20 protein-coding genes are annotated in these 19,491 nt (G+C 58.0%); 15 read left to right on the top strand and 5 right to left on the bottom strand.

Annotated elements, in window-relative coordinates; all coding sequences use genetic code 11:
- Positions 1 to 12 precede the first annotated feature (12 nt).
- A complete protein-coding gene (locus ACR0ER_RS01380) occupies positions 13 to 720 on the bottom strand; it encodes an SDR family oxidoreductase (RefSeq protein WP_480767396.1) in 708 nt (235 codons plus the stop codon).
- A gap of 120 nt (positions 721 to 840) precedes the next feature.
- Here ACR0ER_RS01380 and ACR0ER_RS01375 point away from each other — a divergent pair, with 120 nt between their 5' ends.
- Positions 841 to 1,713: a LysR substrate-binding domain-containing protein gene (locus ACR0ER_RS01375; RefSeq protein WP_480767395.1), complete on the top strand. Its 873-nt coding sequence runs from the start codon at positions 841 to 843 to the stop codon at positions 1,711 to 1,713.
- A gap of 340 nt (positions 1,714 to 2,053) precedes the next feature.
- Positions 2,054 to 2,665: a YrbL family protein gene (locus tag ACR0ER_RS01370; RefSeq protein ID WP_480767394.1), complete on the top strand. Its 612-nt coding sequence runs from the start codon at positions 2,054 to 2,056 to the stop codon at positions 2,663 to 2,665.
- A 13-nt stretch (positions 2,666 to 2,678) separates the two neighbouring features.
- Here ACR0ER_RS01370 and ACR0ER_RS01365 read toward each other — a convergent pair whose 3' ends face one another.
- Positions 2,679 to 3,548, bottom strand: coding sequence for a LysR family transcriptional regulator (locus ACR0ER_RS01365; RefSeq protein WP_480767393.1), 870 nt, complete (start codon positions 3,546 to 3,548; stop codon positions 2,679 to 2,681).
- Between the two features lie 106 nt (positions 3,549 to 3,654).
- Between ACR0ER_RS01365 and ACR0ER_RS01360 the strand changes: the two genes are divergently transcribed.
- A complete protein-coding gene (locus tag ACR0ER_RS01360; protein ID WP_480767392.1) occupies positions 3,655 to 4,497 on the top strand; it encodes an alpha/beta fold hydrolase in 843 nt (280 codons plus the stop codon).
- A 3-nt stretch (positions 4,498 to 4,500) separates the two neighbouring features.
- Positions 4,501 to 4,749 carry a hypothetical protein gene (locus ACR0ER_RS01355; RefSeq protein ID WP_480767391.1) on the top strand — a complete coding sequence of 83 codons (249 nt, stop codon included), beginning with the start codon at positions 4,501 to 4,503 and terminating at the stop codon, positions 4,747 to 4,749.
- A 275-nt stretch (positions 4,750 to 5,024) separates the two neighbouring features.
- Here the strand turns inward: ACR0ER_RS01355 and ACR0ER_RS01350 are convergent, their stop codons facing one another.
- Complete coding sequence (locus ACR0ER_RS01350; protein ID WP_480767390.1) at positions 5,025 to 5,888, bottom strand: LysR family transcriptional regulator; 864 nt, start codon at positions 5,886 to 5,888, stop codon at positions 5,025 to 5,027.
- 108 nt (positions 5,889 to 5,996) lie between these two features.
- Between ACR0ER_RS01350 and ACR0ER_RS01345 the strand changes: the two genes are divergently transcribed.
- From ACR0ER_RS01345 to ACR0ER_RS01320, 6 genes are read left to right on the top strand one after another with little or no spacing between them, the layout of a single operon-like run.
- Positions 5,997 to 6,596: an amino acid synthesis family protein gene (locus ACR0ER_RS01345; protein WP_170329894.1), complete on the top strand. Its 600-nt coding sequence runs from the start codon at positions 5,997 to 5,999 to the stop codon at positions 6,594 to 6,596.
- On the top strand, positions 6,568 to 7,347 hold the full coding sequence (locus ACR0ER_RS01340) for an alpha/beta fold hydrolase (protein WP_480767389.1): 780 nt from the start codon (positions 6,568 to 6,570) through the stop codon (positions 7,345 to 7,347). The genes ACR0ER_RS01345 and ACR0ER_RS01340 overlap by 29 nt, the downstream gene beginning before the upstream one ends.
- Complete coding sequence (locus ACR0ER_RS01335; RefSeq protein ID WP_480767388.1) at positions 7,344 to 8,252, top strand: flavin reductase; 909 nt, start codon at positions 7,344 to 7,346, stop codon at positions 8,250 to 8,252. Before ACR0ER_RS01340 ends, ACR0ER_RS01335 begins: the two co-directional genes overlap by 4 nt.
- A 12-nt stretch (positions 8,253 to 8,264) precedes the next feature.
- The gene (locus ACR0ER_RS01330) at positions 8,265 to 9,299 is read left to right on the top strand and encodes an LLM class flavin-dependent oxidoreductase (protein ID WP_480767387.1); all 1,035 of its coding nucleotides are present in this window, start codon (positions 8,265 to 8,267) and stop codon (positions 9,297 to 9,299) included.
- Between the two features lie 8 nt (positions 9,300 to 9,307).
- Complete coding sequence (locus ACR0ER_RS01325) at positions 9,308 to 10,786, top strand: aldehyde dehydrogenase (protein ID WP_480767386.1); 1,479 nt, start codon at positions 9,308 to 9,310, stop codon at positions 10,784 to 10,786.
- Between the two features lie 28 nt (positions 10,787 to 10,814).
- Positions 10,815 to 11,681: an urea carboxylase-associated family protein gene (locus ACR0ER_RS01320; protein WP_480767385.1), complete on the top strand. Its 867-nt coding sequence runs from the start codon at positions 10,815 to 10,817 to the stop codon at positions 11,679 to 11,681.
- Here the strand turns inward: ACR0ER_RS01320 and argE are convergent.
- Together argE and ACR0ER_RS01310 are read right to left on the bottom strand one after the other, a co-directional pair.
- On the bottom strand, positions 11,678 to 12,835 hold the full coding sequence (argE, locus tag ACR0ER_RS01315; RefSeq protein WP_480767384.1) for an acetylornithine deacetylase: 1,158 nt from the start codon (positions 12,833 to 12,835) through the stop codon (positions 11,678 to 11,680). The two genes, ACR0ER_RS01320 and argE, sit on opposite strands and share 4 nt — an antisense overlap.
- Positions 12,832 to 14,016 carry a M24 family metallopeptidase gene (locus ACR0ER_RS01310; protein WP_480767383.1) on the bottom strand — a complete coding sequence of 395 codons (1,185 nt, stop codon included), beginning with the start codon at positions 14,014 to 14,016 and terminating at the stop codon, positions 12,832 to 12,834. Before ACR0ER_RS01310 ends, argE begins: the two co-directional genes overlap by 4 nt.
- 85 nt (positions 14,017 to 14,101) lie before the next feature.
- Here ACR0ER_RS01310 and ACR0ER_RS01305 point away from each other — a divergent pair, with 85 nt between their 5' ends.
- The 5 genes from ACR0ER_RS01305 to ACR0ER_RS01285 all read left to right on the top strand — a co-directional run bounded on the left by ACR0ER_RS01305 (position 14,102) and on the right by ACR0ER_RS01285 (position 19,435).
- Positions 14,102 to 15,145, top strand: a complete 1,044-nt coding sequence (locus ACR0ER_RS01305; RefSeq protein ID WP_480767382.1) for a pyridoxal-phosphate dependent enzyme — start codon at positions 14,102 to 14,104, stop codon at positions 15,143 to 15,145.
- Complete coding sequence (locus ACR0ER_RS01300; RefSeq protein ID WP_480767381.1) at positions 15,142 to 16,287, top strand: M24 family metallopeptidase; 1,146 nt, start codon at positions 15,142 to 15,144, stop codon at positions 16,285 to 16,287. The genes ACR0ER_RS01305 and ACR0ER_RS01300 overlap by 4 nt, the downstream gene beginning before the upstream one ends.
- Positions 16,284 to 16,991, top strand: coding sequence for a maleate cis-trans isomerase family protein (locus ACR0ER_RS01295; RefSeq protein WP_480767380.1), 708 nt, complete (start codon positions 16,284 to 16,286; stop codon positions 16,989 to 16,991). The genes ACR0ER_RS01300 and ACR0ER_RS01295 overlap by 4 nt, the downstream gene beginning before the upstream one ends.
- 149 nt (positions 16,992 to 17,140) lie before the next feature.
- Positions 17,141 to 18,232, top strand: a complete 1,092-nt coding sequence (locus ACR0ER_RS01290) for an ABC transporter ATP-binding protein (RefSeq protein ID WP_480767379.1) — start codon at positions 17,141 to 17,143, stop codon at positions 18,230 to 18,232.
- 111 nt (positions 18,233 to 18,343) lie between these two features.
- Positions 18,344 to 19,435, top strand: a complete 1,092-nt coding sequence (locus tag ACR0ER_RS01285) for an extracellular solute-binding protein (RefSeq protein ID WP_170329905.1) — start codon at positions 18,344 to 18,346, stop codon at positions 19,433 to 19,435.
- Positions 19,436 to 19,491: the final 56 nt, after the last annotated feature.

Below are 19,491 nucleotides of genomic sequence, written 5' to 3'. Positions count from 1 at the left end.
GCTTGACCAAAGTCAGACCGAGCGCGTGATACCTCCATCCACGCGGATATTCTGGCCGGTGATATACGCGCCACCGTCCGAAGCAAGAAAGGCCACGGTCGCGGCGATTTCATCATAGGCTTTGCCGTAGCGCTCCATCGGGATGCGGGCCTTCCATTCCGGGTTTTCGGGCAGGCTGTCGATGAACCCCGGCAGTACGTTGTTCATGCGCACATTGTCGGGCGCGTATTTGTCAGAAAAAAGTTTGGTATAGGCCGCAAGCCCGGCTCGCATCACGCCAGAAGTTGGGAAGACCGGATCGGGTTCAAACGCCGCAAAAGTTGAGATGTTGACGATCGCGCCGGATTTCTGGTCGATCATGATGGGCGCAACAATTCGCGTGGCGCGCACGGCGTTCAGGAAGTAAACCTCCATCCCTTCGTGCCATCCCTCGTCACTGATCTCCAGAACCGGCGCGCGAGGACCATGACCGGCCGAATTTACAAGCACGTCAACGCGGCCCCATTTGGTCATGACCGAATCTACCAGCTTTTGCATGTCTGCGGTGGATCTGTTGGTGCCGGTTGCTCCAATGCCTCCTAGTTCAAACGCCAAGGCTTCTCCTTTGCCCGAAGACGACAGAATGGCGACATTGAATCCGTCTGCAGCCAGTCGGCGCGCGCTTTCTGCCCCCATACCACTGCCGCCGCCCATGATGATCGCGACTTTCTTTTCGGTCATGTTTTTCTCCATTTAAAGAGTGCTTTTGATCTGTGGCTAAGATGGGGTGAGATGGGGTGTTTGACCAATGAGTAAATCTGCTTTAACCCTGTAGAAAAACTATTGATTGAGTGAAGGGAAATGCGCAAAATCCCGCCCTTAAACGCGCTGAAGGCTTTTGAGGCCTCCGGGCGGCATTTGAATTTCGGTCGTGCCGCCGAAGAACTTGGTGTTACGCAGGGTGCCGTTGCGCAACACGTTCGATCCCTTGAAGAATTTTTAAATATCAAACTGTTTGATCGACGACCAAGAGGCTTGTCACTGACGGATGAAGGTCGAAAATACCTTGCCCCGATCCGTCGCGCCTTTGATTTGATGGCGGAAGCAACGGCCAGTCTGTCGCCTCAGGACGTCGTGGTCACAATCAGCACAACACCGTCTTTTGCTACACGCTGGTTGGTGCCCAGGCTTGGGGCTTTCGCGCAAGATCATCCGGATATCCGTCTGCGTCTGGATGCGTCAAACGCGCTGGCAAGTTTTCAGACCGATGGAGTTGATATCGCGGTGCGACAGGGGAAGCCGCCTTTTGGACCCGGTTTGATCTCTGAGCCTTTGTTTTCCGCCGAACTGATCGCAGTGTGTCACCCGGATTTGGCTGTAGGTAACAATCCGATCCGGGTTCCAGCAGATTTGCTTAATCATATCCTGCTTGAAGATACGCATGGTCAGTGGCCACTGTTTTTGGAAGCTGCGCTGGGAGAGGTGCCTTCAACCGGGTTGAAAACGATGGCGTTTAGCCAGACTTCTCTTGCCATTGATGCCGCTATTGCCGGCCAAGGGGTGGCGCTGGCAAATCGAGAGTTTGTCGCGGATGATCTTCAGGCTAAGCGCCTGTGCCGACCGGTTTCCTTTTCGACCGTGGTGCAAGAAGGATACCATATCGTTTCCCCACGCGAACCGAGAAATCCTCGGATCGTCGCCTCGGTTCGGGCTTGGCTCCTTGAGAACGTCTGAAGTTTGAAGTTAACAACAATTTGCATGCACCTTTGATACGCGCCACAACTGGCCGAGAGGCTCAGTTAATACCTGCGACGGCACTCAAAAATTGTTTTCGAATTTAGGGCAACCCTCTGACATCAAATGTCTAACAGAGAATCCGGTCGCTAAACACGTGGATCAATGTTCTTTCATTTCGCTACCTGCTGCCGACGGCTTTTCGTGACTTTCGCCTCTTGTCCTGCGGTCTTCCGCCAAGGCCAATTGTAACGGAAATAATAACGCTTTATGTAGGGTGCTGATTTCAGAACTCGTGCCTTGGCAGGCGTGTGGTTGTTGCGCAAAGGACCCGGTGTATATGATTGACCTGAGTGGCGTCACTCCCTTGCGGGAAAGCCGCAATTACAAGATTTTTCAACATCCAGAAATTGAAGGGGCGTTGTTGAAGGTTCGCACCGATGAGCCGGTCAGAAAGTACCTGCTGCCGCGCTATGCGGAATGGCGCTATGGCAACCTGCGGCAGTGGAACCGAGAGGCGAACGAATACCTTGCCGCGCTGAACCGGCAATGCCCGGAAATCGAGCGTCTGGCGGTGTTCATGGGCTATGCTCCGACTTCGCTGGGACCTGCTATCGTGGTGGAAAAGTTGACCGGGCCGGATGGGAAGCTTGCGCCGACTTTGAGGTCTGAACTGGCGGCGTTCAAGAAAGACCGGGCAGGGCGACAGCGGTTGTATGACGAGTTCATGGAATTGTTGAATGATCTTGAGCGGGGTCAGATCATCGTTGGTGACATGTGGGCGGAGAACGTCGTGCGCGCGCATGAGCGAGGCGGAAAGCTGGCCATTATCGATGGTCTGGGTGAAAGAGTGATGTTCCCGTTGACCCTTTTCAGTAACTGGGCTTTCCGAAGATCAATCGAACGCCGTCGGGAGCGCATGACCAAAGTGTTCAGGTTGGATTCCCCGTAACGCAGCGTTTGGCTTAGCCTGCGATGCGCAAAGGTTTGGCGCTTTCGACCTCTTTGCGGATCTCTTCGATCAGTGCCATCGCCGCGGGGTTTCGACGTTTCAGATGCGTCCGCGCTATATAAGCTATGCCGGGCGGTTCGGGGAACAGGCCGTCAATGATTTCCATATCCGGAGAGACGTGCAGGCCGTTAAGCAGTGCAACGCCTAACCCCGAGCGCACCGCCGACTGAATGCCGGCTGCGCTGGGGCATTCCAGAACGCTGTCAAATCGATGGGGCCCATGACCCATGCCCCAATGTCGGTAAAAGCACTGGCTGTCGAAGGACAGGAACGGCACGGGTGCGGACAATTCGACACGAAACTCCGGCGATTTCACCCAATGCAACTCATCCTCGAACAGGATCAGATCATCGGGCAGCACGTCCTGACGAAAGATCTGCATGACCGCTACGTCCAACTCCCCGTTCTTCAACCACGTCTGGACGTTCAGGCTTTGGCTGGTGCGCGTGCGGACGCGGACATCAGGGTATAGCCGCGTGAAACGACCCAGTATACGGGCAATATCGCTGGTGGTGGTGTCTTCGGTCATGCCCAGACGGATTGTCCCGGACAGAGGTTTTTTGCCCAACGAAGCCAGCGCCTCGTCATGCAATTCGGTGATCCGACGGGCATAGTCACATAGTCGCTGCCCAGCATCAGTAAACAGAGGGCCTCCGGTACGGCGGGCCAAAAGATCACAGTCCAGAGCTTGCTCCAACCGTCGAATTTTGTGGCTAACTGCGGATTGCGACAGCGCCAGATGTTCCGCTGCCCGCGTGACGCCGCCGTGGGCCGCGATGGCCAGCAAGGCGCGAAGGGCATCGATTTCCAGACGTTCATTCATTTTTAAGACCATGACAGAAGCGGATAGAATGATGACAATCATTCATTTGTGTCACATCCTATCGCCGGTTTAGTCAACATGAAAGACAAATCACCGGAGATCATTCATGTCACATCTCGTCACCGACCACGCCCTGATCAACAATTCCCGCATCGCCTATGGCATTCATGGCGCAGGCGAACCCGTCGTGTTGATTCACGGCACGCCATCCTCGTCTTACATCTGGCGTAGCGTTCTGCCGGTACTGGTCGAGGCTGGTTACAAGGTCCATGTCTACGATTTGCTGGGGTTTGGTCTTTCTGAACGTCCCTGGGACCCTTCGGTTGATACATCCGTCTCCGCTCAGGTGCCGATCCTCGAAGGGTTGTTGGATCTGTGGGGGTTGGATGATCTGCACGTGATCTCGCATGATATTGGCGGGGCCGTGGCTCCGCGTTTTGCCATTCAGTCACCTGACCGGGTAAGGTCGCTGACTATGATCGACGTCGTCAGCTTTGACAGCTGGCCGTCCAAGCGCACCAAGGAACAGATGCAAGCGGGTCTCCAGCACCTGATTGATGCACCGGATGCACAACACCGTGAGCATTTTCGCGAGTGGCTTTTCTCGGCCGTACAGAACAAACAGCGTCTGGCCGATACGGCGCTGGACACATATCTGAACTTTGTCACCGGTCCCATCGGGCAGGGTAGCCTGTTCCAGCATCAGGTTCGGCACTATGACGCCAAACACACCAACAGCATTGAATATTCGAAGCTTAGCGCACTGCCGGTCCAATTGATTTGGGGGGCTGATGACGCATGGCAGGTGGTCGACCGGGCGTACAAGCTGCATGACGCCATTCCGGGGTCCGAACTTCATATTCCGGAAAACTGCGGTCACTTCGCGATGGAGGACCAGCCTGAACAGATTTCGACCCTACTGGTCGACTTCCTCAAACGGAAAGGATGAGACATGTCTAAGATCGACACTTCTCGCCGTGGTCTGACGACCGTGTTTGAAGTCACCGGATCGGTTTTGGCAATGGCATATGCTCTTCTGATCGCTTCGAATACCGGGGCGGAGCTTCTGGGTTTTGCGCTTTTGCTATTGTCGGCTGGCCTATTCGCGGCCTGGGCAATGATCGACCGGCGCTGGACCTTTCTGCTGCTTCAGGGGTTTTACGCGACCTCGGCCATTATCGGGCTAATCCGTTGGGCTTGAACTTTGAATAGGGCTGCGGAAGCGTTCCTGCTCAGAATGCCCAATACCTTTGGAAAACAGGATCGAGATCATCTTTCTGTTTATAAACTCTTTACGGTGTCTGTCTGCCTTTAGTGATCGAGCCATTGCTGGCAGGCAACGCCGAGCGGTTGCTTACCACGCTAAACCTCATGGTGACTAGAAAGTTGGAAAACTGCAGAAACGGACTTTCTTCGTCAGAATTTACAATTCTGAGCCGATTGAAATCCCTCGGGTTTGAAGTTGCCTAAGTTGGATCAGACTTGGTCTTGGGTCTTTTGGCGCTGAATGTCGGCGAACCACTGCACAAAGGCGTCGACCTCGGGCGAGCGTCGCTGCACCGCCAGAAAGTACCCTTCGCTGGCCGGGGCAGAAGCCTCACTTGCAAGTACAACCTGACCGGTTTGCAGGGCGTGATCAGCGATTAGGGCGTTGACCAAAGCGACCCCATTGCCGGTTGTGGCCAGTTGAAGGGCAAGCCCGTAGGAGTCGACATAAAATGCGGGGGTGCCAACCGGCATACTGGTTGCTTCGGCCCAGGACGCCCAATTGTCAGACGTACCAACTGTTCCGATAAGCGGTAGGTCTTGCAGGCCGCCCGAAAGGTGCGGTGCTTTGACTGCGATCAGATGGTTGGGTCGCAGTGCTGTCGCATCCCGCCCCACCTGCTTTTCCGACCCGAACCGAATCTCGACATCCGCTCGAGAGGCGGCGAATTCATCCGGCCAGATCGTGCTGACGAACCGCACGGAGGTATCGGGATTCTGTTGCTGAAACCGGGTCAGGGCTGGGGAGATGACCCATTCCAGAACACTGACCGAGGCCGCAACGGTGATATGCCGCGCCCGTTCCTCGGCCAGATAGGGCGAGGCGGCAGAGTGCAGCATCTCAAGCGCGGTTTCGACCTGCGGCAGCAGCTTGCGGCCTTCATCGGTCAGGGACAGCCCGCGTGCGTGGCGGTGAAACAGCACCACGCCCAGTCGCGTTTCCAACGACCTGATCTGCTGGCTGACGGCGGATTGCGTTAGCCCGATTTCCTCGGCGGCGGCGGTCGAACTGAGCCGTCGGGCCGCGGCTTCAAACGATCTGAACCAAGTCAGCGGGGGCAGGGATTTCGACATTGGTAACCTACATATTAGAGTCACTAATACCTAAGACTAAAGTTCTTTCGTTTGTCAAAGCGGTCCCCGAGCGAGGATAGTTTGGCAACGACAGAAAAGGGGGCGCTCGTGGAGCCAAATATTCGGAAAATCGTGACCTATGACGAAGAGGTTCTGGTCGAAGGATTTCGCAAGGCCGAGCGCCCGTGGCGGATGTTTGCTGTGGCAGCAGTGGTGTCGAACCCTTGGGCGGGACGTTATGTGGAAGATCTTCGCCCCGAAATTCTGAGCTTTGCCCCAATTCTGGGCGCAGAATTAACCAGCCGGATGATCGCCTTGGCAGGTAGCGGTGATGCTATCGAGGCGTATGGCAAGGCCGCCGTCGTCGGGTTGGATGGCGAGGTCGAGCACGCCTCGGGCCTGATCCACACGCTACATTTCGGCAATCATTTCCGGCAAGCCGTGGCGGCGAAATCCTATCTGTCTTTTACCAACACGCGCGGTCCGGCCAATGCGCCGATCATGGTGCCGTTGATGGACAAGAACGACGCGGGTCGCCGGTCTCACTATCTGACGTTACAGTTTTCAATCCCCGATGCCCCGCGCGCGGATGAAGTGGTGATTGTGCTGGGCGGCGCAACGTCGGGACGGCCTCACCATCGGATCGGAGACCGCTATCAGGATTTGAAGGATCTGGGTCATGACGTGGACAACCCGGCCTCGGTCTGAATTCGGCGAACTGGCCGCGATTGATGCGGGCGAAGGGCCTTTGGTCGTTCTGCTTCACGGCGTTGGCTTGCGTGCCGAAGCCTGGGGTGGCCAGATCGAGCCTCTGGTCTCTGCCGGATATCGCGTGCTTTGTCCGGATATGTTCGGGCATGGCGAAACCCCGTTCGCTGCGGTCGATGGGCTGGACAGCTATGCCGCACCGGTGGCTGAACTGATACAAGAGCCAGCCGTATTGATCGGGCATTCGATGGGGGCGTTGATTGCGACCCAAATTGCAGCCTCGGGCAATCCGAATGTCAAAGGTATTGCCGCTTTGAATGCCATTTTTCAGCGGCCGGAATCTGCGCGTCAGGCCGTCCTGTCCCGAGCACACGCATTGGATGAGACGAAACCAAACGACGCGTCGGTCACTCTGCAACGATGGTTTGCCGAGGATGTGTCCGCGGAACGCGATGCCTGTGCGCGCTGGCTAAATGAGGTCGATCCGCGCGCATATAAAGCCGCCTATACGGTATTTGCTGAGAGTGATGGGCCGACTAAGGCGCAACTGGCCGCAATTCACTGCCCGGCCTTGTTCCTGACCGGCGCGGATGAGCCGAACTCCACCCCCCAAATGTCCCGAGAGATGGCCGGGTTGGTGCCGAAAGGGCGCGCAGAAATCATTACAAACGCCGCCCATATGATGCCGATGACCCATGCGGATGCGGTCAACGCCACCCTGTTGCGTTTTTTGCAGGAGTGCTTGCCATGACAACGCTTGACCCACGCGCCCTGCGCGACGCCTTTGGTAGCTTCATGACCGGTGTGACGGTGGTGACAACACGCGACGAGACCGGTGCGCCAGTCGGATTCACGGCCAATTCCTTTTCCTCCGTGTCCCTCGATCCGCCGCTGTTGCTGGTTTGTCCGGGCAAATTCCTGTCCAGTTACGAGGTCTTCACTGGTTGCCGACACTTCGCCGTCAATATTCTGGCTGAGGGTCAGCAGGAGGTGTCGAACACCTTTGCCGGATACAAGGGAGATCGGTTCGCGAAAGTTTCCCATCGCAACGGTGTGCAAGACCTGCCGCTGATCGATGGAGCACTGGCGCAGTTCAGTTGCGAAACGCATCAGGCCATCCCGGCGGGCGACCACACCATTCTAATGGGGCGGGTGCTTGATTTCTCTCACGCTGCGGGCGACGGCCTTGGCTATGTTGGCGGCTCGTATTTCAGCCTGGGTCTGGAACGCGAGATGGACTCGAAAGTGCCGACGCTTTGCGGGGCGATCATCTCGTCTGAGGACAAGGTTCTGCTGGAACAACGTGACGGTCGTTTCCGTCCGGTTCAGGTCGCGGGTGCAGAACCCGGTGGTCAGCGAAACAGGCTGGCGCAGGGATTGGCCGAACGGGGCATCGACGCACGGATCGATCAGGTTTATTCCGCGTTCAACGACGCGGAAACCAAGCTGCACTACACGTTCTTTCTGGCTTCCACTGAACAGGCCGCCCCGCCCGATAATACCCGTTGGGTCGCAGTCGAAGACCTGCCCAACCTGACCTATGCCACCCCCGGCATTCACCACATGATGACCCGCTTTGCGCGTGAGGCCCAGACTGGCGATTTCGCCCTCTATCTGGGTGACGCCGAACGGGGCGACATTCACAGTTTTCGCTAAAGGAGCCGGATGATGGAGTTTTCTCTGTTTGCCCATATGGAGCGTTTGACGCCCGATCAGCCTCATGACGTTCTCTACGATGAATTTGTGGGTCTGGCCAAAATGGCCGATGAAGGGGGCATGCGCGCGGTCTGGACCGGTGAGCACCACGGGATGGAGTTCACCATTGCGCCCAACCCGTTCCTGCCTTTGGTTGATCTTGCACATCACACGAAGAACATCCGTCTCGGCACCGGCACTGTTATCGCGCCGTTCTGGCACCCGATCAAACTGGCTGGTGAGGCTGCAGCGGCGGACCAGATCACCAAGGGCCGCATCGAGTTAGGGATCGCGCGCGGGGCCTATTCCTTTGAATACGAGCGTCTGGCCCCGGGCATGGATGCGTGGGAGGCCGGGCAAAAAATGCGCGAGTCCACCCCTCTCTTGCCAAAAATTTGGGAAGGCGACTGTGCGCATGAGGGTGAGTTCTATTCGTTCCCGGCAACCACTTCAGCGCCGAAACCAATGCAGGACGGCGGCCCACCTATCTGGATCGCAGCGCGTGATCCCAACAGCCACGAATTCGGTGTGCATAACGGTTTCAACATTCAGGTCACGCCGCTGTGGCAGGGAATGGAAGAGATCGAAGCGTTGATGGGCCGCTTCAACGATGCCTGTGACAGCTATTCGGGGCCGCGCCCCAAAATCATGCTGCTGCACCATACTTATGTCGGCAAAGACGACGCGGACGTGGCGAAGGGGGTGCAGGATTTGCGACGTTATTACAACTACTTCGGAGCGTGGTTCCTGAACAAACGACCCATTCAGCAGGGGTTGATCGAGCCGATCTCGCCCGAGGAAATGGACGCGAACCCAATGTACACAACCGAAAAACTGGGCCGAGACCTAACCGTCGGGACGACGCAGCAGGTGATCGATCGTATCAAACGCTACGAAGATCTGGGCTATGATGAGTTTTCGTTCTGGGTCGATAGCGGCATGACCAACGAGCGCAAACGCGCCTCGTTGGCGCGGTTCATCGACGAAGTTATGCCAGCTTTTCAGTGAGGGCCACCATGGGAAATCTTCCGCATTTTCAGCTGTTCATTGATGGCGAATGGACCGAAGGGTCGGACGCTCAGGTCATGACCTCCGAAAACCCGGCAACCGGGCAGGGGTGGGCGACTTTTGCCTGCGCCTCGGCCGGGGATGTTGATCGCGCGATTGTCGCAGCCAAACGGGTTCTGGACGATCCTGCGTGGCGGGACATGACCCAGACCGCGCGGGGAAAGCTGCTCTACCGTCTGGCTGATCTGGTGGCTGAAAACGCAACGCGTCTCGGAGAGTTGGAAACCACAGACAGCGGCAAGCTACTGGCGGAGACCTCGGCACAGACGGGCTATGTGGCGGACTACTACCGCTACTTCGCCGGACTGGCGGATAAGGTCGAAGGCACGGTGCTGCCCATCGACAAGCCAGACATGCACGTTTTCACCACGCGCGAACCGATTGGTGTTGTCGCGGCGATCGTGCCGTGGAACGCGCAGATGTTCCTTACGGCCACGAAACTGGGTCCGGCTTTGGCAGCGGGGTGCTCGGTGGTGTTGAAAGCCTCGGAAATCGCGCCTGCGCCGATGCTGGAATTTGCGCGGCTTATCGAACAGGCAGGGTTTCCGCCCGGCGTAGTCTCGGTCATCACCGGTGACGCCGAAAACTGCGCCATTCCGCTGACCCGTCACCCGGATATCGACCGGATTGCCTTTACCGGAGGACCGGAAACCGCACGGCATGTGGTGCGCAACTCAGCTGAAAACTTTGCAGTCACCTCGCTGGAACTGGGCGGAAAATCTCCGATCCTTGTATTCGATGACGCCGATCTGGATGGCGCGGCGAACGGGCTGATCGCTGGGAATTTCGGGGCTTCGGGTCAAAGCTGTGTGGCAGGGACGCGAGGGCTGGTGCATCGGTCCATTCTGGAGCCGTTGATCGAACGGATCGAACAGAAAGCCGGTGCCATTCGGCTTGGCGATCCGCTGCTGCCCGATACGCATGTCGGCCCGCTCTGTACCGCCGCGCAGGTGCGCAAGATCGAAGCAACATTGGCGACGGCTCAGGGGCAGGGTGCGGCAATTCGATTTGGCGGTGCGCGTGCGGATCGTCCGGGCAACTACATGACGCCCACTCTGGTTCAATGTACCTCACCCGAGACCGAAACGTTGAAGGTCGAGATGTTCGGGCCGGTCATGTCTCTGCTGCCGTTTGATACCGAAGAAGAGGCCATCGCGCTGGCGAATAGCACGCCTTACGGGTTGGGTTCCGGAGTTTTCACGCAAAACCTGGCGCGGGCGCATCGGGTTTCGAAACGGATCAGGGCGGGGATTTGCTGGGTGAATACCTACCGCGCGATCTCTCCGATTGCGCCCTTCGGCGGGTTCAATCAGTCAGGCTATGGGCGTGAGGCCGGGGTTGAGGCAATCCTTGACTACACCCGAACAAAAACCACCTGGATCAACACCGCGCAAGAGCCGATGGCGAACCCGTTCGTAATGCGCTAAGCCTGTGTAAACGCAGGGGAGGGCGCTGATGAAACTTGAGAAACCGAATTTCGCGGCACCTGTGGATGCGGATGAGCGCAAGGCCATTCCTCCGGTCATCTGCTACCCTCCAGAGACACTCAAGCAACCGGACCTAGCTGCTCTGGCGACGCTCAGGGCGGGTTCTAGTAAGACCGCTGAGGCCATCGCAGCGCCTCGGGATGCGGCCTGCATCGATGTGCCTGCAGGGGCGTTTGTTCGGGTCTTGTCGGTCGATGGCCCTCAGGTCGGTGACCTGAATATGTGGAACAAGCATGACCTGACCGAGCGGTTCTATTCCGGCAAGACCCGTGCGTTGCATGGAACCCACGTGTCGACCGGTGACCGCATGTGGTCGAGCTTTCCCAATATGCGCCCAATGGCGACCATCGTGGATGACACGCTGGATTGGTACGGGTTCGACGCCTTTGGCGGTTCGGTTCATGACGTGATCGGCACGCGCTGCGACCCCTATACCGGGCGGTTGCTGTCCGGTGACGACTACCACTATTGCTGCCATTCCAACCTGACCCGCGCGCTGGCCAGCCATTGCGACCTGCCGCTGCACGAGGCCGAGATGCTGGTCCATGATGTGCTCAATGTCTTCATGTGCACCGGCTTCACACGCGACACCGGCCAGTATTTCATGAAGGCCAGTCCCGTGCGTCCGGGGGACTATTTGGAATTCTATGCCGAGATTGATCTGATCGTCGGTCTTTCAGCCTGTCCCGGAGGCGATTGTTCGTCCGAGCATTCCTCGGACGCGGCCGCCTGTTACCCTCTGGTGATGGAGGTCTACGATCCGGGCGAAGCTGCCCGCGCGGCACATGTTCAACCGGAGCGATCCGCTTATGACCGTTCCCATGGTGCGGGCTAAGAGGTCAGACGGCGCCCCAAGCGGTTCAACATCCGGCAGCACAGGTCGAGTTGTTCGATCTCGACATACTCATCCGCCTTGTGCGCCTGAGTGATCGAACCCGGCCCGCAGACAATCGCGTGCACGCCCAGTTGCTGAAACAGACCGGCCTCGGTGGCGAAGGCAACGACGCCGGTGCCGTTTGCGCCGGTGAGTTCGGCCACTAATTCGCGGGCGGCGTTTTCGTCCATTGGCTCAAGCCCCTGAACCTCGGCGACGGCCTCCTGTGTGATGCTGGCTTCGGGGTGAACTGCCTTCATGTCGGGCAGCAGAGTGTGTTGCACATAGTCCGACAGGGTTTTGCGGACCAACTCGGCATCGCTGGACTGTACGGGGCGCATTTCCCACGCAACCTCGGCCTTGCTGGCAATGACGTTGTGGGCAACCCCGCCCGAGATGCGCCCGACATTGACTGTGGTCCATGGTGGCTCGAACGGGCTACCCTTGGGCGCACGTGCTTTCAGGATGTGGCGCAATTCCAGCAGCTTGCCGATATAACGCGCTGCGTATTCCGCCGCGTTTACACCATCGTCCGGGGCCGAGCTGTGCCCTTCGAGACCGACAAAGCTGGTGGTGTATTCGAAACAGCCTTTGTGCCCCTCGATCACCCGCATCTCGGTAGGTTCGCCGATGATGGCGATGTCCGGCACGATGCCACGTTCGGACAGGTCCTCCACCAGGTTCTGCGCACCTAGACAGCCGGTTTCCTCGTCATAGGTAAAGGCGAAATGCAGAGGTTGGGTCAGCTTGCTGATATCCAGGGTCTCGGCCAAGGCCAGCGCAGCGGCGATGAAGCCTTTCATGTCACAGGTGCCGCGCCCATAAAGCTTACCGTCACGCTCGACCATCTCAAACGGGTTCGTGGTCCAGTCCTGATCGGCCACCGGAACCACATCCGTATGGCCGGACAACAAGATACCGCCCGGATGATCCGGCCCCAGCGTGGCAAAGACATTCGCCTTGGCTCCGGTCGCATCCCGCGTCTCGATGCACCGCGCACCCAGTGACTCAAGCCGTTCGGTCAGATAGCGGATGATCTCAAGGTTACTGTCGGCAGAGACCGTTTCAAAGGCAATTAGGTCAGCAAGGATTTCGGTGGTTCTGGTCAGGGTCATGGTTTCACAAACAGTTTGCGGGGCCGATCACAAAAGCATTCGGCGGGACCGGTTTCGGTGATCAGGATCGACTCGGTGATCTCAAGACCCCAGTCGTCCATCCAGAGGCCGGGCATGAAATGGAAGGTCATGCCGGGCCCCAAAACGGTTTCATCCTCGGGGCGTAGGGATATGGTCCGCTCTCCCCAGTCCGGCGGATAGCTTAGACCCACCGGATAGCCGCAGCGTGCACCGCGTTCGATCCCGGCTCGTACCAGCGGAGCGGCCAGCGCCAGCGCGATGTCGCGTGCCTGATTGCCTGCACGGGCGGCGTCCAATCCGGCCTCGAGTCCTTCGACCAGAGCTGCCTCGGCTCGCAACAGGTGATCGGGTGGCTGGCCTAGGAAAACGGACCGGCAGAAGGGCGTGTGATAGCGGCGATAACAGCCGGACAATTCGAAGAACGTGCACTCGCCGGATTTGAAGGGCGCACCATCCCATGTCAGATGAGGCGCGGCCGCGTCCGGACCCGAAGGAAGTAAAGGTACGATGGCGGCATAGTCCCCCCAATCGTCCCCAACACCCGAGATCGCATCATGGTAAATCTGGGCGACCAGCTCGTTCTTGCGCAGTCCCGGTTCGACCCGTTCCAGAACGCCGTCGATCACGTGTTCCGAGATACGGGCTGCTTTGCGCATCAGGGCGATCTCTTCACCCGACTTCACTGCGCGCTGCCAGTTCACCAGCGCGTTCGCATCGATCAATTCAGCCTGCGGCAATTCAGCCAGCAAGGTCAGATGGGCCTTGGCCGAGTAATAATAGTTATCCAGCTCAACCCCAATTCGGCCCGTTGCCAATCCGCAGTTTCGGATCAATGCCGCAAGGTCCTGCATCGGATGACGGACGGTCGATTGTACATAATGGTCCGCATAACCGTAAACTAGGTCATCCGGCATCCAGACCGTGCGCCGTGCGCCATTGGCGTCTTGTTTTCGACCCCACCAGATCGGGTCGCGGTCATGCAGCACCAGAACGCCCTGATGTACGTAGAAAGACCAACCCTCATACCCCGTGAGCCACGCCATGTTTGACGGGTCCTCGACAAACAGCGCGTCCAGACCCGCAGCCGCCATGGCGTTGCGTGTCTTTGCTAGCCGACGGTCATATTCGGCCTGGCTGAAAGCCGGATCGGCATGGGCCATTGGCTACTCCTGCAATGACTGAGTTTTGTTGACAGAACTAGACGAATCCGATCACGTCAATGGGCAACACAGGGAAGACGCTCAGTTGAAAATCACATCTAACCCGTACCGCGCCGGTCAGAAATTGATCGAGGACGCGCCATTTCCATCCACGAATGTAGCGCGCGCCTCGGAATTGATCGCGCGTTGCCTGTCGGCTGACGAAACCCCATTGACCGACGTGCAGGGGCTGGCGGATGTCGCCCACCTGTGGGTCAAGGATGAGCGCGGACGGATGGGGCTGGGGTCGTTCAAGGCCTTGGGCGCGGCCTATGTTATCGCGCGCCATGCGGCAGAGATTTCTGAGATGCCGGACACCACAACATTGACCGGTCGAACCTATGTTACGGCCAGCGCGGGGAATCACGGGCTGAGCGTGGCCTCAGGTGCGCGAAGGTTCGGGGCCGACGCGGTGGTCTATATCGCCGACACTGTGCCCGAGAGCTTTGCCGAGCGCCTGCGCGAACAAGGCGCGAAGGTCGTGCGCGAGGGCGCGGATTACGCGCCTAGCATGGATGCCGCCAGCAAAGCTGCACGGGATAACAACTGGATTCTGCTCTCGGACAGTTCGTGGGAGGGGTACTACGATCTGCCGCATACACTGATGGAGGGGTACTTGCAGATGGCGGCTGAGGCCACCCGGCAATGCCCACAGGTGCCGACTCATATCATGCTGCAGGCCGGTGTTGGCGGGATGGCAGGGGCCGTTGCGGCGTATGCGCGGACCGTCTGGGGGGATGCGCCGCAGATCATCGTGGTCGAACCCGAAGCGGCCCCGGCGTTGCAGGCCAGCATTGAGGCTGGCGCCTGCATTTTCGCCGACGGCCCCGACAGTGTGATGGGGCGATTAGATTGCAAGGAGCCTTCGTTGATTGCTCTGAACGGTCTTGCGCGCGATGCAGACAGGTTCCTGACCCTTTCCGATGAGCAAGTAACCGAGCATCTTCCGGCCATGGCCGCAGTGGGTATCGCCACCACCGCGTCTGGGGGGGCAGGGGTTGCCGCTGTTATGAATGCCGGCGTGCGCGAGGTCCTGGATATCGGTCCTGACGCTCGTGTTCTGTGTTTCCTGTCCGAGATCGCTGAATGAGGGGCTTTGAGACGTCCGAATTCCGTGCGCGAGCGGAACGCGCGCAGCGCCGGATGGAGCAGGCGGGTCTGTCGGCGTTGTTGCTGACGACCGAGCCAGAAGTCCGATACTTCACCGGCTACCTGACCCGATTCTGGGAAAGCCCGACACGTCCTTGGTTCCTAATCCTTCCCGCCGCGGGCAAACCGATTGCCGTGATTCCATCGATTGGGGCGGCCTTGATGGCGCAGACTTGGGTGGATGACATTCGCACCTGGAGCGCGCCCGACCTGAGCAACGACGGTGTCAGCCTGCTGGCCGATACTTTGTGCGAGTTTTGCCCTGAGGATGCGGTCATTGGCTTGCCAGATGGGCACGAAACGCATGTCCGTATGCCGTTGGCTGACTTGAACCGATTGCAGCAGGGGCTTGGCGTGCGTCGTTTGGGCAGCGACGAGGGGATTATCCGCGCTCTTCGGATGGTCAAATCTCCGGCCGAGATTGCCAAGATCGAAACCGCCTGTGCTATTGCCGGTCGGGCTTTTGAACGCGTGCCGGAGATTGCGCAAGAAGGTGTAGCTTTGGATGAGGTATTCCGCCGGTTCCAGATGGTGTGCCTGGACGAGGGCGCGGACTGGGTGCCGTACCTAGCAGGCGGGGCCGATCAGGGCGGGTATACCGATGTGATCTCTCCGGCCCGCGCCGTGGCGCTGACACCCGGTGATGTTCTGATGCTGGATACAGGGCTGGTTTGGGACGGGTATTATTGCGACTTCGACCGCAACTGGTCGATCGGAGCAGCTAGTCCGCAGGTGCGCGACGCCTATGCAACCCTGATCGAAGCCTCAGACACCGCATTTGAGGCTGCGCGCCCCGGAGCAACAGCGGCAGAGCTGTTTCACGCCATGAACAAGGTACTGTCCCGCACCTCGGGCGAGACTGGCGCAGGGCGATTGGGGCATGGCTTGGGGATGTCGCTGACGGAATGGCCGTCTTTGATACCCACCGATCACACGGTACTTGAACCGGGAATGGTCCTGACGCTGGAACCCGGCATAGCGGTCGGCGACAAAATACTCGTTCACGAGGAAAACATTGTGATCACCGAAGGGGCACCGCGCTTTATCAGCCCCAGAACCGGCCCGGAGTTGCCCGAGATATGAGTTATCTGCCTTACACGCTGGACAGGGACGATCCCGACGCCACGCCTATGGGTTTGATCGTTTTGCAAACCGACGAGACGATTGAGCCCGAGTTCAACGCTTATTTCGCTGATAGGCCCGCGCCGATCTACGTCTCGCGTATTCCCAGCGGGGCTGAGGTCACGAAAGACACGCTGGCAGAAATGGAAAAAGCCTTGCCTGCTGCAGCGGATCTGTTGCCCAAGATTCGTCCCTACAAGGTGGTCGGGTACGGATGCACGTCGGCCAGTTCGGTTATCGGGTCCGACCAGATCGAACGGATGGTCCGAAAAACCTGCAATACGGCCGTGGTCACGAACCCTTTGCGCGCAGCGTCCGCCTGTGCGGCGTATTTAGGGGTTTCGAAATTTGCGCTGTTGTCTCCCTATATCGAAGAAGTGAACGATCCGCTGCGTCGAGCGTTTGCCGAAAACGGGGTTTTCATGGATGTATTCGGCTCGTTCGGAGAGGCGGAAGAATCAAAAGTTGTGCGTATTTCGCAGCGTTCCGTTGTTGATGCAGCGCTGAAACTCGGGGCTGATCCATTGGTTGAAGCTGTCTTTATAAGCTGTACGAATTTAAGAACTTTTGATGCTATCCCTGAGATCGAAAGCCGCCTGAAAAAGCCGGTTTTGTCCAGCAATCAAAGCCTTGCATGGCATATGCGCGAACTGAATTCCGCTTAATGGTGATGCAGGCGTAATCGAAAATGTCTGACCTTTGTCACATTTTGGTTGCACGCCGCGTCTCGCATGTCCTTTAATGAGGCCAATAGGTCTTTGAGACCCGGATAAACCGGGCAAACAACAGACCGCACAGGGAGCCAAGTCGGTATATGTCCAATGACGCAGCGTTCGTCGAGTTTCAGCGTGTCCAGAAGTCTTATGATGGCGAAGTACTCGTTGTAAAAGATCTAAACCTCTCAATGCCAAAAGGTGAGTTTCTGACAATGCTGGGCCCGTCGGGGTCCGGTAAGACTACTTGCCTGATGATGCTGGCCGGGTTTGAAACCGCCACTCATGGCGAAATCATGTTGGACGGGAAGCCGATCAACAACATCCCGCCGCATAAGCGTGGTATCGGGATGGTGTTCCAGAACTACGCCCTGTTCCCGCATATGACTGTGGCCGAGAACCTCTCGTTCCCGTTGGAAGTGCGGAAGATGGGCAAGGAGAAGCGCGAGGAAAAGGTAAAACGCGCGCTGGATATGGTGCAGATGGGAGCCTTTGGCAGCCGTCGTCCGGCGCAACTGTCCGGTGGTCAGCAACAGCGGATCGCTCTGGCGCGGGCGCTGGTGTTCGAACCTGAACTGGTTCTGATGGACGAACCGTTGGGCGCGTTGGACAAACAACTGCGCGAGCACATGCAGTTCGAAATCACTCGTCTGGCGCATGAGCTGGGGATTACCACCGTTTACGTGACCCACGACCAGACCGAAGCCCTGACAATGTCGGACCGTGTAGCCGTGTTCGATGACGGTCGTATTCAGCAGTTGGCGCCGCCTGATCTTCTGTATGAAGAGCCAGAAAACAGCTTTGTTGCCCAGTTCATCGGTGAAAACAACACATTGGAAGGCGTTGTTAAGTCAATCGACGGCGACTCTTGCGTGGTGGTTCTGGATGACGGGTCTGAGATTGATGCCAAACCGGTGAACGTCCACAACGCGGGCGATCGCACCAAAGTTTCGATCCGCCCCGAGCGTGTTGAATTCAACAAGGACCGGCTGCATGCTGATGCGCATACGCTGAAGGCAACGGTGAAAGAGTTCATCTATATGGGCGACGTTTTCCGCTTCCGCCTGTCCGTGGCGGGCAATGATGATTTCATCATCAAGACCCGGAACGCGCCGGATGCAGTCAGGTTGCGCCCTGGCGAAGAGGTCGAGATCGGTTGGCTGGCCCACGACTGCCGGGCGCTGGACGCCTGATACAGGAAATCCCCGTGTGATCCGCCCGGGTGCGCGGGACATCAGATGATCGGGTTGCCCCGTGATCCGGTCTTCAAAGTTAAAATTAACGGGTATAACAGGGAGTTAACTATGAAAGTTACCAAAACCACTCTGATGGCGAGTGCGCTTGCCGCGGTTGCCGGTGGCGCAATGGCCCAAGAGATGACGATCGTCTCGTGGGGCGGCGCATACTCCAAATCGCAGCTGAAAGCTTATCACGAGCCCTATTCGGAAAAGACCGGTATCACCATCCTGAACGATGACAGCTCGAACGAAGCAGTCGCCAAGCTGCGCGCAATGAACGAAGCGGGCAACATCACCTGGGATGTGGTTGACGTTGTGGCCTCGGACGCGATCCGCCTGTGCGATGAAGGTCTGGCGATGGAAATCGACCATGACGCGATGCTGGAGCCTGCGCCCGATGGCACGCCGGCATCTGAGGATTTCGGTGAACTTATTGTCAGCGACTGCTACATCCCTAGCATCGTGTATTCGACCACCTTCGGCTATCGCACCGACCTGGTTGGCGACACGCCTCCGACTGAAATCTGCGCGGTGTTTGATCTGGAAACCTATCCGGGTAAACGCTCGCTGGAAAAACGCCCGATCAACAACATGGAATGGGCGCTGCTGTGTGATGGTGTAGCCAAGGACGACGTCTATGACGTGCTGGCAACCCCGGAAGGGCAGGATCAGGCGCTGGCAAAGCTGGACACTATCAAGGACAGCGTCGTCTGGTGGTCTGCAGGTGCCGACACGCCGCAGCTTCTGGCCGATGGCGAGGTTATCATGGGTTCGACCTATAACGGCCGTCTGTTCAGCGTGATCGAAGAGCAGAACCAACCGGTTGCAATGCTGTGGGACGCGCAGGTGTTTGACATCGACGGTTGGATTATTCCCGCCGGTTTGGATGACGAACGCAAACAGCGCGCGCTGGATTACCTGAAGTTTGCGACCGACACGCAACGTCTGGCGGATCAGGCCAAGTACATCTCGTACGGTCCGGCCCGTGCCTCGTCGGCGCCGCTGGTTGGTCAGCACGCTGATCTAGGCATCGATATGGCACCGCACATGCCGACTGATCCGGAAAACGCCAAGAACACGTTCCTGTACAACTACGAGTTCTGGGCTGATTACCGCGACGATATCGACGCCAAGTTCCAGGCATGGCTGGCACAATAAGCCTGTCTTGAAACGCAAGATCGGGGCCGCCAATGGCCCCGATCCACCAAAGACCA

Source organism: Ruegeria sp. CH8, assembly GCF_056536985.1.
This window is presented reverse-complemented; position numbering and strand designations above follow the sequence as displayed.